The organism is Sporosarcina sp. SG10008 (assembly GCF_044569405.1).
Lineage (GTDB): Bacteria > Bacillota > Bacilli > Bacillales_A > Planococcaceae > Sporosarcina > Sporosarcina psychrophila.
Map to the genome: position 1 here is coordinate 1,100,025 of NZ_CP172607.1, position 12,426 is coordinate 1,112,450.

Genomic DNA, 12,426 nt, shown 5'->3' on the forward strand with positions numbered 1-12,426 from the left:
CAGCATTGCTTCAGAATTAAGGTTATTCCATCAAAGGGCACTTTTCCGGAGTAACGAAAAAAGTCCAATTTCTCAATTATAATACTGAGAAATTGGACTTTTTTATATTTACTTATAGTGTTATGCAACTTAAAGAATAAAAAAGCTTGTTGCCTTTCAAAATCCTCTACTGTATTGGTGTCGAATCAAAGCAGTGGAGGTCGAAAGGAATACTGGCAATGCTGAAGTGAATGTGCACATAAGCATAAGGGCAATGATGAATGCTTAAATAAAATCGTGTAGTTTGATTCACTGTTTGGGTCATTTAAGGAGTACATTCATTATTAACATGATAACGTCCTTTTGGTATGGCAAAAGGAGAGCCTGAAACAGGGTCTTTTATTACCATACAATCGAGGCCGAATATGTCTTTAACTAATGTGCTTGTAATAACCTTTGATGGCTCACCCTCAACTATAAGCTTTCCTTTACGAAGTGCAAAAATATAGTCTGCATAGCGAGCGGACAAGTTTATATCATGAAGAACCATTACAATCGTAGTTCCGTGCTTTCGGTTAAGGTCTGTGAGTAGGTCAAGAATTTCGACTTGATATGTGATATCTAAAAAGGTTGTCGGTTCATCAAGAAATAAAATATCTGTTTGTTGAGCCAGAGCCATTGCGATCCAGACGCGCTGTCTTTGACCGCCAGAAAGCTCGTCAATATCATTATTTGCAAGCTCAGTTATATCCATAATACTCATAGCTTCGGCGACTGCATCATAATCCTTTTTTGTCCAACCGCTGAGCAATGATTGGTGCGGAAATCTTCCGCGTCCAACCAAATCAGCGACAGAAATTCCTTCTGGAACAATGGGGGATTGCGGTAGCAGTCCTAAAACACGAGCTAATTGTTTTGATGGGATTTTGCTGATGGGTCTTCCGTCAAGGGTGATTTTTCCAGACGTAGGCTTTATAAGCCTTGATAGTGTTTTAAGAAGCGTAGACTTTCCGCAGGCATTTGCTCCAATAATAACGCTTATTTTATTACTTGGGATAATAAGGCTGACTCCATGGATGATCGTTTTATTATCATAGCCCGCTACTATCTCTTCGGCTTGAAAAACATGTGTCGGTTTCATTATAATTCTCCCCTTCGATTCATTCGGATTAGCAGGAAGATCAGATACGGCGCTCCGAGTATTCCAGTAATGACGCCCACGGGGTATCTGGCCACAAAAGCAAATTGTCCGATTAGATCTGCCGCCAAAACTAAATTAACGCCAACAAGACCTGCGGGAATTGCGCTTGAGAAGCCAACTCCGACTAGTCTTTTTGCAATCGGTCCGGAGAGGAAGGAGACAAATGCTATTGGGCCCGTGGTAGCAGTAGCAAGAGAAATCATGCAGACGGAACTAAAAATAAGCACAATTCTTGTCTTGTCCGTGTTCACTCCGAGAGAAGTGGCCGACTGTTCTCCAAGTTCCAATATACTTAGGTGTTTTCCTAGGACTATAATAATAGGCGTAAAGATGAAAACTGATAGTATCAAAGGCGGAAGTTCGTGCATTTGTGAGCCATTGAGGCTACCGCTGAGCCATCTGAACGCTGCGGGGAGATCTTGTTCTGCACCGATCAGCAAAAGATAGGATATCAAAGCGCCAAGCATGGCTTGTATGCCTATTCCGATAAGAATTAATCTCCCGATTGAAAATGACTTTCCCCTAGATAATATGTAAATTAGTATTACAGTAGCAAGGCCAGCAATCACGGAAGCAATGGAAACAACAGCTCCGCTAGTATGAAGTATGACTATACAAAAAACAGCCGCTGCGCTCGAGCCGCTAGTAATACCGATTACATTCGGGTTAGCTAGGGGATTGCGCAACATAGTCTGAAAGGTGTTTCCGGCAATGCCGAAAGCGAATCCAGCGAAAAGACCTGCCAGCATTCTTGGTAGACGTATGGTATTAATGGCAAAAGAAGCACCTTGGAGTTCTTCTCCAGAAAGTACTCGGATTACATCTATTACGGGATAGATGGTGTTCCCCAGTAAAAGCATCGCACAGCAAAGAATGAATGCAAGTGCTGCCAGGGAGCCGGTAACAAGTATCCATCGACGGTGTCTTTGACGTCTGCCCGCCATAATAAACTTAACAGATTCATTTTTCATAATGACCGCACTTTCGATTTCATAGCTAATAGTATTAGTATCGGTGCTCCTATAAATGCTGTAACTACACCGACTTCAAGCTCTCCAGGGCTACCGATGAGCCTGCCGCTTACATCTGATACAGTCAAAATGATGGCTCCTGAAATAGCAGACATCGGTATAACAAAACGCAGGTCAGGGCCAAGAATAAGGCGCATGACGTGGGTTGATAAAAGCCCAACAAAGCCAATTGGACCTGCCAGGGCAGTAGCTGAGCCGCACAAAAGAACGGCCCCAAGAGCTGCAACAAGCCTCAGTATTCCTGTTTTAACGCCGAGTCCGGTTGCAACATCGTCTCCCAGGGCAAGTGCATTTAGTGCTGGTGCAGAAATAATAGCTATCAGTATTCCAATTATCAAAAAAGGGGTAAAAGTCGTAATAGCGCTCCAGTTTGCTGAGCCAACACTTCCTACCTGCCAAAACCTGAATTGATCCATGACATGAGAACGTGGGATCATTATTGCGATGACTAGGGAAGAAAGGGCGGCACTTGTAGCGGCTCCCGCCAAAACAAGCTTAATGGGCGTAGCTCCACTACGCCCCATAGAGCCAATACCAAATACGAAAATCGCAGTAAGCGCAGCACCAGCTAAAGCTAGCCATATATATTGATTGGCGCTGCTTATGTTAAAGAATGCAATTCCGCAAACGACAAACAATGATGCACCTGTATTAACTCCCAGTATACTCGGGTCTGCAATCGGGTTGCGAGTGACCGCTTGCATAAGCGCTCCTGAAACTCCGAGTGCTGCACCGCAAAGTAAACTGAAAACTGTTCGTGAAATCCTTTTGCGAACCACATTTGCTTCGTAGGAGTTTACGTCAGGGTGAAATAAACCGTCCATCACTTCATTTAATCCCACCATACGAGAACCTAAAGCCAGGGATGCAAACATGCACAAGCCGAGCAGGACAAAACAGATCACCAGAACTGTTATAAAATTCTTCGGAATATGTAAGCTTGACTTTTTTATTTTGGAAACCGATATACTATTCATTTAATTTCTTAATGGCTCCTCCTATTAATTCAAGGTATTCATCAATCGTATAAGATATCGCAAGTGGATTTGGATTTCCAGAAGCGGCCATAGGAGTATCGTTACCAATGAACACAACAGAACCTCTTTGAATCGCTGGAATTTTGCCTAACAGGGGATCAGCTTTAACTGCTTCATAAAGGCTTTCATCACCATATCCAATTATGATATCAACGTCGTTAAGAATGTCAGCATTCTCAGCGCTTAATGACAATGAGTAGCTAGTAGGATCAGTAATCTGATTCGTGATACTTTCAGGATATTCCATACCTAGCTCAATTAGAAAAGCACCTCGAGGATCTTTAGGTGTATAAAGATGGAGTTTAGACATATCTTTAGCCGAGAAGTTGACCCAGGCAACTTTTTTGCCTTCCATCTCAGGATATTTACTTGATTCCTCCTCAATTAGTTTCTCAGTGTCCTTAATAAGTTGTTCGCCTTCTGCTTTCATTCCCATACCTGTTGAATTTAATATAACTTGGTCACGCCATTCGGTTGCCCAAGGAGCGTCCTGATAGGCTACGACTGGAGCGATTTTACTAAGAACATCATAGTCTTCCTGTGTTATACCCGAGTAAGCTGCAAGAATTACATCAGGATTTGCATCTGAAATAGCCTCAAAATCAAGACCATCGGTATCCTGGAAGATATTAGGTTCATCTGCGCCGAGTTCCTCGAGTTTTTTAGCTGTCCAAGGCAAAAGTCCGCTGTCATCCTGAACCCCGTAATTAGCGGCTGAGAAGCCTACAGGTATAACTCCAAGAGCGAGAACAACATCATGATTAGCCCATTGAACTGTAACAACTCGTTCAGGCTTGCTAGCAATTTCAGTTTCGCCAAATGCATGCTTTATTACGATCGGAAATTCAGTATTTTCATCTTGAGAAGCAGGTTTTTCTGTTTTAGATGTTTCGGTACTTTCCGATGATGAATCAGGTGTTGAACTTGATTTCTCACCTGAACAACCAACTAGTAGTATCATAGCCATTGCCGAAATTAGTAATGCTTTTAATGAGATTTTTAGTTTCGTATTCATTTTCATAACCTTCCTTATCGTAAAATGTATTTTTAGTGATTGGTGACTAACTTTACGGAATAAACTTACATTATTTATTTTGTAAAGTTTTTTGAAAGATGTTTTAACTTTACCTTCCGAAGATGATCAAAGAATCAGTAAGGGGATAAAATTTTTCTTTAATTGTCTCCTTTTTATAATTGATAATGATAATCATTCTCTATTAATGTATATTTACTTTGATAGGTTGTCAATGAAAATTTATTAGAGCTACTTGCGATGTACGGTTGGGAGGGAATAGGTATCCAAATCTTCTTTGATTTCCACGATTCATTGGTACTCAATAGTGTAATCTAGCCGCTTTAATATCCCTTCTGGAATTGGGAAATGAATTTTCGTCACTTTACTCTTACAAAATCAAAAAACTCTCAGTGATAATAATGCATAACAAAAAACTCAGAATTTTTTTTAAAAAAAGGATGAACCTGGAGTTCTTTGCGCTATTTGGAATCAAGAAAACAGACGGCGGAAACTAAAAACATTCACCTATCTGTTTCTGATGCCTTGATTAATGCAGAAATGTTTAAAAATCAGTATAAGTTGATAGAACTAATTTGGATTAAACACTCCAAACATTGATGTATAAGTAAGACTTGGAAGCTATGTATTTAGATATAATTACTTAGATCAGGCTATCGTGCATATTTCATGTGACGATGCATATAATAAAGTTGACCATTGGCCATGACTAAGATTTTTTCAAAGGAAAGGTTAATGGGCATCGGGGTGTCTTTTGTGGAATCCTGAGGTTAAAAATCTGGTGATGATTAGGCACCGTGAAAACTTGATACACTTACCGGACTTCGGGTACCGGAGGTTGGCAAGCAACATTATAACCTAATCATTATATTCGAGAGGAAGGGAGGGAGTAGTCATACTTACCTCTCTTCTTTTTGATTGGAAATAGGTGACTCATTATGATGAATAATGACAGGACAATAGCTTTCGAATGAAAAGGCGATTTGTAGTAGAAAAAAATTACTGTTTAACTCTTGTTAGAACAAATTATCAATTATAAACACCTAAATTATTATATGAATTTGGGACCATCAAAAGGGAAAGCCTGTACATTGTATATTGAATTATTCACGGATATTTCAATATTGGCTACGCATGCCGTTTTACAACGATTGGCGGAGGAATACTGTTTCTGCACCTTGACTTCTGACGGCTTAAAATCCTTTTTCTTTTGTTAAATAACGAGCAAACAATATACCCATTATACAGCCATACATAATGTGCCCTACAATCCAGTATGAAAATGAGGGAATACTAGTAAATGCAGGCGTTCTGTCGGAAAATGTGGTCGTAGGGAATATTGCTACACCAATGATGAAAGAGACGAAGGTACATAAAACAATGATTTTCCTACTAGATGAAATCTTTCCATTAATAATCATCAAATACAAACAAATCGATAAAGCTATCGAGACAATTAGATGAAAACCTACTTCAACAAGTTCTGGAAAGACAAACGTTTTGATGTAAGGAATATAATCGACGTTTAATAATAGCGTGTAAACTTTAAAACGAGTAATGTGCTCAATAATTTTTAATAATGCAGCTAAGAATAAACCTGAAATCAGTCCATATAAAAAAGCTCTTTGCAGGCCCCGTCTTGTTAAAAGCATATTTTCACCCCTTGCACTTATTTATTTCCATTTCAGTAAATGATGTTTAGTTCACTTCTTAGCGAGGTAAACTCCAATAGGGCTAAAAAAGGGAGTAGATAATGATGGATGAAAAAAAACAAGCACTGAAAATATTGAAAGAAAGCTTCGTGGGTACGATGGCTACAGTTCAACAAAACAAGCCACACACTCGTTATATGACTTTTTTCAGTGATGAATTTACGCTTTACACCGCAACATCAAAACAAACGCAGAAAGTGGATGAACTTGAAGTGAATCCACATACCCATATCTTAATTGGTTATGAAGGAGAAGGTGTGGGTGACGAATATCTTGAAATAGAAGGAACTGTCAGTATTTCCGACGATGAAAGTGTAAAAGAAAAAGTATGGAATGAGCATCTGAAACCATGGTTCAGTGGTCCTGAGGATTCCGATCTTGTTATCTTGAAAATTTCACCAGATTCAATTAGGCTGATGAATAAAAAAGGTGACGAACCAAAAGAGATTACACTATGATCAAAGAGGTACCAGCATTAGGAGCTGGTACCTTTTTTTGGTTTATTGGCGTAAGGCTTCTTCAAGTGAACTGGTGACGTGGATTGCCTGAAGTGTTTTGTTTGTTGCGTAGTCGAGTGCACCCATGCCACCTAGGTAAAAATCAATATGTTTATTATTAGCTGCAAACTGATCTAAACTCTCCAGTAAATCCGGATCATTTATAAAAGGGGCTGTTGTTGTTGCTGATAGCAGTACTTTTGCAGGCTTCAATTTTTCTACCAGAGACTCTATAGCGCCAGGAGCAGGAGAAGTACCAACCAATACTGTTTTCCAGCCTTTCATCATAAATTGCAATAATAGTATGTGCAAAGGGATTTCATGACGTTCATAAGGCAGGCATGCTCCTAAGACTAAAGGTGCATCGTCACTGCTTTGATAGTTACGACGAATTTGCACTAGGAAGTCTCGTACGACCAAGCTTGAGACAGATTCCTGATACTCGCTCCATTCCTTCATGTGCCATTTATTACCGACCTCATTTAAAAATGGAACAATCACTGATGTTAAAAAATCGTTTAATCCGAAAGAATGATAAGCCTGCTGCAACACTAGATATAATTCCAATTCATCACAATAGGATCCTTTTTCTAGAAGTTGAAAGACATAATCATTTAGCAATTTTTGATGTTGAATCGCATGGATTGGATCTGGAACAGTATCTAACAACTTACGTCTATCCTTTGTAAGTTCGACAGCACGCTTAATGGAATGTCCTTGCCCAGAAAGAGTCTTCACATTTAATAGGGAGTTGATATCTGCCTCACTATATATACGATAGCCATTTTCTAATCGATTGGGTTGTACAAGATTATAACGTTCTTCCCACTTGCGGATTACTTGTTTCGATAATCCTGTCATGTCTGAAACTTGTTGTATAAAATATAAACCATTAGAATCTGCTGGAGTGATTATGTTCATTACATCCTTTCGACAAACTAGAAGTCTTAGTGTAAGTATAGGGAATTTGGATGTTTTGTACAATGTTGTAGTTTTAACGTTATACAATGGGGAAATTCGATCCCAACACAGCCTATCATTTGGCTAGGTCTGTTGGGATAGGTGTTGGCTTTCCAAACAAATAGCCTTGGAATAATTCGTATCCGACCTCTTTCAACCATTCAAAGTCTTCTCGCTCTTCAATCCCTTCAGCAAGCGGAATTGCACCAACTTGTAAGGCACTCGATAAAAACTTTTTAGCAGCTGCCTGTTTTGTTAAATCACCAGATACCCCCTGTACAAATTTCATGTCTAACTTCATATAATTGGGCATTAATTGTTCAAGGACTTCAATTGTGCTAAAGCCTACACCCACATCATCCAGCGCGTAGTGTAAACCCCTTTCTCTGTAAAAAGTTAATATTTTTTTCAAATGCTCAATATCATCCACACTTTCTGTCTCAACTACTTCAAAGACTAATTGAGAAAAAGGGATCCCCAACTGAATTGCAAGTTGAACGGTAGTTCTGAGACAATGTTCGGGAGAGTAGATTGAAGTCGGGATAAAGTTAATGAACACTTTCTTATGAATAGCGGCGGCGTTCCTAACGGCAGCAATTCTGCAAACGCGATCTAGCGCATAAGTACGGTTTCTTTTTTTTGCTGCTGTAAATACTTTACTTGGAGCCACAGAATTTCCGTTATCATCTTGGAAACGGGCCAGCATTTCATAAGCAAAGACTTCTTGGCTTTTCGTAACGATTGGCTGTATGTGAAATGTGACGTTGTTTTTAAGTATGACCTGGTCAATCCATTTGAATTCTAGCAATTCAATTATTTCATTAATCGGTTTCCAGTCACTGTCGTCCACTTTAAAATAAATAGACTTTACTTCCATTACATCACTGAAATAATCGTATAGCCCCGCAACCGCAGCCTCTCTTACAACAATGATATTATCACGGGAGTTGACCAATAAGTCGTTACTTTTAAGGTAAGACATAAGTTGGGGAAGGTGAGTTAAATTTCTTTCTCCAGAAATACGGATTTTGTAAAACAGCTCCGTTGGATTGCATGAAGTACAAATGTGCATATAGTCTCCTCCTAATCTTTGGCTAGAATCCTCTCCATCTAGTATATAACAACCCTTATCATTTGTATAACGTTTTATAGTTTGGAGTGTACAAAGGTTTGACAAACTTTTATTACTCTGTTTTAATTGAGTTCAGAAATAGAAATGAATTGAGAAGTTAGGAAAGGGGTAACAGTTTTGAATCGATTAAATTAATGGATAGATAGCTGCTAAATAATCTCGAAAATGTAAACTACTTAAACCAAAATTACATAAGGATGTGAAGAAATGTTTTTAGCTTTAAATGAAATTAAGAAAAACAAATTACGCTTTACGTTGATCATTGGTGTTCTAATGCTCGTATCATACTTAGTGTTCTTTCTATCGGGACTTGCTACAGGCTTAGAAAATCTGAATCGTGAATCAGTTGATAAATGGAAAGCAACAGAAATCATTTTGACAGAGGAATCGGATAAGAGCATGTACCAATCTTCATTAACAATTCAAGATGCAAATGAAATCGATGCTGAAGAAATTGCCGTAATCGGTCAAATAAATGCAGTTGCCGGCAATGGTGATAATAAGACGAACGTATCTATTTTTGGGATAAACAAAGATGAATTCATTATGCCGAATGTGACGGAAGGCAAAGAATTTGCAGAAGGCAATGAAGTTATCGCCAGTGATGCATTAAAAGAAGATGGATTTAAAGTAGATGATGAACTGCAATTATCATCATCTGACGAAATATTAACTATTGTAGGTTTCACAGACAATGCAAGATTTAATGCAGCTCCAGTGCTATATGGAGATTTGTCTACTTTCCAATCAGTGAAATTCGGTGAAGCAGCAGAAGCAAATAAGGAAAGTATAAGTGGAATTGTTGTTCGCGGGGATGAACCAATTGCTGACATGAAAAATGATTCATTGGAATCCATTGAAATTGAAACATTTATACGGAGTTTACCAGGGTACACGGAACAGAGTTTAACATTAAACTTCATGATTTATTTCTTGTTTGGTATTTCAGCGGTCATTGTTGCAATTTTCCTTTACGTATTGACCGTCCAAAAAATCAGTATGTTTGGCGTCATGAAAGCTCAAGGTATTTCTAATAACTATCTGTCACGTTCAGTCATTGCACAAACATTTATATTAGCTGCGATTGGTGTGGCAGTAGGTTTCGGATTGACGTTAATCACCGGTTCATTTCTACCAAGTGCGGTACCAGTAGCATTCGATCTTGTAACAATGGTCATCTACGGACTCGTACTAATAGGAGTTGCGATATTGGGTGCGGTGTTCTCAGTTCTTACAATTGTTCGAATCGATCCATTGAAAGCAATAGGAGGGTAAATGATGGTAGTTTTAGAATTAAAACAAGTGAAAAAGACATTCGGCAGTGGCCATAAAGAAATAGAAGCAATGAAGGAAACAAATTTTACTGCAGACAGGGGTGAGCTGATAGCTATTATCGGTCCGTCTGGTTCCGGTAAAAGCACATTTCTAACAATTGTCGGCGGGCTTCTTACACCCACTTCAGGGTCTGTGATCATAAATGATAAGAATCTAGCGGATTTAAATGAGAAAGAGCGTTCAAAGATTCGGTTGAAGGAAATTGGGTTCATTCTACAAGCATCGAATCTAGTTCCATTTTTAACAGTCGCCAATCAGTTAAAACTATTGGACCAAGTTAAGAAAGAAAATATGACGAAAAAACAATTAGAAGAGTTATATGATGACTTGGGTATTGGGGATTTACGAACTAAATACCCTGCAGACTTGTCTGGCGGAGAACGTCAGCGTGTGGCAATTGCCAAAGCGTTATACAGTAACCCTTCCATTATTTTAGCTGATGAACCAACAGCATCTCTTGACTCAGATCGTGCCTATGAAGTAATGGAACTACTGAAAAACGAAACAAAGAACAAAAACACAACGACCATTGTCGTCACACATGATATACGTCTCGTAGACTATTGCGACAAGGTATTCAAAATGACAGACGGTGTACTTGTGCAAGAAAAATAAAGAAGTCTGGTGCCTTACTAATGGTTAAGGCACCTTTCTCCATACATAGAAAATGAATTATGTAGAGGGAATCTTGAAAAGGTGGTGAAATCAAATGAACAGTAAACACTTGGACAGTGAGAAGCTATATTATGCTTTTGTCTCAGGCGCAAATAGGGTTATTAAACATAAGAATGAACTTAATAGAATAAATGTGTTTCCAGTAGCTGACGGTGATACCGGAACAAACTTAACATTTACGATGCAAAATATTATTGAAGAAACACAAATGAAAGGCTCTGCAAAAGAAACAATAGGATCGATTGCAGATGCGGCATTAACAGGTGCGAGAGGGAATTCTGGTATTATTTTTGCGCAGTTTCTGAATGGACTTCATCTAGGATTGGACGATGAAAAGGAGATAACGTTATCTGGTTTTTCTGAAGCAGTAGAAAGTGCTGTACTCTATGCATACAAATCAATCTCCAATCCAGTAGAAGGAACAATTATTTCGGTTATGAAAGATTGGAGTAACTCTCTTCGTTTACTAAAAGATCGTGTAACCGACTTTTCTCAACTATTTACCATCTCGCTGGAAGCCGCCACCCAATCACTACAATCCACGCGTAAGCAGCTTAAAGTATTAAGAGATGCTTCAGTGGTAGACGCCGGTGGAAAAGGATTTGTTTGTTTTCTTGAAGGTATAACTAATTACTTTTTGAAAGTAGAGGTTGAAGAAACAGACTACGTATCTGCTGACGTGGAATTCAAGGATAGTGGACTTCATTCGAATGAGAATACAAAACCAAGTCACAGATATTGTACGGAGGCGCTTATAAAAGGCGAGCAGATAGATTTGGAAATGTTGAGAAATAATCTATTAGATCTAGGAGAGTCGCTGATTGTCGCAGGAAGTCCGGAGAAGGTCAAGATTCATATCCATACAAACCATCCTGAGATACTGTTTGATAGACTAAGAGAATTTGGAATGATTATTCAGCAAAAAGCAGATGATATGCTTAGACAATTTGAAACTGTTCATAGTAGGAAACATAAAATTGCGCTAGTTACAGATTCAATTGCTGACTTACCAAAAGATTTAATGGACAAGCACCAAATCCATATGATTCCTTTGAATCTACTTATAGGTGATAATAGTTATTTAGACAAATTGACAATTAGTCCTTCTTATTTGTATGAATCAATGGATGATGCCAAAAAATATCCGACATCTTCACAACCTACTGTAAAAGCAGTAGAAAGTTATTTGAATTCTATAGTGCCTTACTATGAATCAATCATTGTGATTACCGTCTCTAATAAAATGAGCGGAACATACGATACGATTGTCAATGCAGCGAAGAAAATTAAAAGCACCGGTGCAAAAATTGCGGTAATAGATTCGATGTTAAACTCAGGTGGACAAGGTCTAGTTGTTTTAAAGGCTGCTGAAGCGATTGAGAAAGACGTAGAATTTACGAATGTAATTGAAATAATTAACGATACAATCAAGAAAACAAAAATCTTTGTGAGCGTTGATACGTTGAAGTACATGGTTCGTTCAGGACGCATTAAAAAATATACAGGTCTTGCTGCTAAAATGCTGAATTTAAAACCTCTTGTATCCATTAATAACACTGGAGATGGCATAGTTATTGGTAAAGCAATTAGTGTGAAAGCTAATACTAAAAAAATGCAAGCTTTGGTAAGGGAAATTACTCGTACGAAAAAGATTGTCAGTTATTCAATCGTTCATGCAAATGCGATTGATCGGGCGAATGAATATGAACAAATTTTCTCGCCTCTTATAGGAAGAACACCTGAATACATCACTGAAATATCTTCAATTGTAGCTATGAATGCGGGTGTGGGATGTGTTGCAATTGCATTGACAACAGAATAAAGGAGGTTTTAT

At 38.5% G+C, this 12,426-nt stretch carries 11 protein-coding genes; 4 read left to right on the top strand and 7 right to left on the bottom strand.

What is annotated here, in order from left to right:
• Nucleotides 1-304 precede the first annotated feature (304 nt).
• The 5 genes from ACGLYD_RS05370 to ACGLYD_RS05390 all read right to left on the bottom strand — a co-directional run bounded on the left by ACGLYD_RS05370 (nt 305) and on the right by ACGLYD_RS05390 (nt 5,933).
• The gene (locus ACGLYD_RS05370; protein WP_067207972.1) at nt 305-1,120 is read right to left on the bottom strand and encodes an ABC transporter ATP-binding protein; all 816 of its coding nucleotides are present in this window, start codon (nt 1,118-1,120) and stop codon (nt 305-307) included.
• Nucleotides 1,120-2,151 carry an iron chelate uptake ABC transporter family permease subunit gene (locus ACGLYD_RS05375; protein WP_067207974.1) on the bottom strand — a complete coding sequence of 344 codons (1,032 nt, stop codon included), beginning with the start codon at nt 2,149-2,151 and terminating at the stop codon, nt 1,120-1,122. The genes ACGLYD_RS05370 and ACGLYD_RS05375 overlap by 1 nt, the downstream gene beginning before the upstream one ends.
• Nucleotides 2,148-3,188, bottom strand: a complete 1,041-nt coding sequence (locus tag ACGLYD_RS05380) for an iron ABC transporter permease (RefSeq protein WP_338652824.1) — start codon at nt 3,186-3,188, stop codon at nt 2,148-2,150. The genes ACGLYD_RS05375 and ACGLYD_RS05380 overlap by 4 nt, the downstream gene beginning before the upstream one ends.
• A complete protein-coding gene (locus ACGLYD_RS05385) occupies nt 3,181-4,263 on the bottom strand; it encodes an iron-siderophore ABC transporter substrate-binding protein (protein WP_067213905.1) in 1,083 nt (360 codons plus the stop codon). The genes ACGLYD_RS05380 and ACGLYD_RS05385 overlap by 8 nt, the downstream gene beginning before the upstream one ends.
• Before the next feature lie 1,211 nt (nt 4,264-5,474).
• Nucleotides 5,475-5,933 (bottom strand): hypothetical protein, encoded by a 459-nt coding sequence (locus ACGLYD_RS05390; protein WP_187047426.1) that lies wholly within the window; start codon nt 5,931-5,933, stop codon nt 5,475-5,477.
• A gap of 104 nt (nt 5,934-6,037) precedes the next feature.
• On the opposite strand from ACGLYD_RS05390, the gene ACGLYD_RS05395 reads away from it, so the two are divergent.
• On the top strand, nt 6,038-6,451 hold the full coding sequence (locus ACGLYD_RS05395; protein ID WP_187047846.1) for a pyridoxamine 5'-phosphate oxidase family protein: 414 nt from the start codon (nt 6,038-6,040) through the stop codon (nt 6,449-6,451).
• Between the two features lie 42 nt (nt 6,452-6,493).
• Here ACGLYD_RS05395 and ACGLYD_RS05400 read toward each other — a convergent pair whose 3' ends face one another.
• Together ACGLYD_RS05400 and ACGLYD_RS05405 are read right to left on the bottom strand one after the other, a co-directional pair.
• Nucleotides 6,494-7,411, bottom strand: coding sequence for a MerR family transcriptional regulator (locus tag ACGLYD_RS05400; RefSeq protein WP_187047427.1), 918 nt, complete (start codon nt 7,409-7,411; stop codon nt 6,494-6,496).
• A 115-nt stretch (nt 7,412-7,526) separates the two neighbouring features.
• Nucleotides 7,527-8,522, bottom strand: coding sequence for an EAL domain-containing protein (locus ACGLYD_RS05405; protein ID WP_399631761.1), 996 nt, complete (start codon nt 8,520-8,522; stop codon nt 7,527-7,529).
• 267 nt (nt 8,523-8,789) lie between these two features.
• Between ACGLYD_RS05405 and ACGLYD_RS05410 the strand changes: the two genes are divergently transcribed.
• The 3 genes from ACGLYD_RS05410 to ACGLYD_RS05420 all read left to right on the top strand — a co-directional run bounded on the left by ACGLYD_RS05410 (nt 8,790) and on the right by ACGLYD_RS05420 (nt 12,414).
• On the top strand, nt 8,790-9,857 hold the full coding sequence (locus ACGLYD_RS05410) for an ABC transporter permease (RefSeq protein WP_340741884.1): 1,068 nt from the start codon (nt 8,790-8,792) through the stop codon (nt 9,855-9,857).
• A 3-nt stretch (nt 9,858-9,860) separates the two neighbouring features.
• Nucleotides 9,861-10,532, top strand: coding sequence for an ABC transporter ATP-binding protein (locus ACGLYD_RS05415; protein ID WP_399633115.1), 672 nt, complete (start codon nt 9,861-9,863; stop codon nt 10,530-10,532).
• A 94-nt stretch (nt 10,533-10,626) separates the two neighbouring features.
• The gene (locus tag ACGLYD_RS05420; RefSeq protein WP_399631764.1) at nt 10,627-12,414 is read left to right on the top strand and encodes a DAK2 domain-containing protein; all 1,788 of its coding nucleotides are present in this window, start codon (nt 10,627-10,629) and stop codon (nt 12,412-12,414) included.
• Nucleotides 12,415-12,426 lie beyond the last annotated feature (12 nt).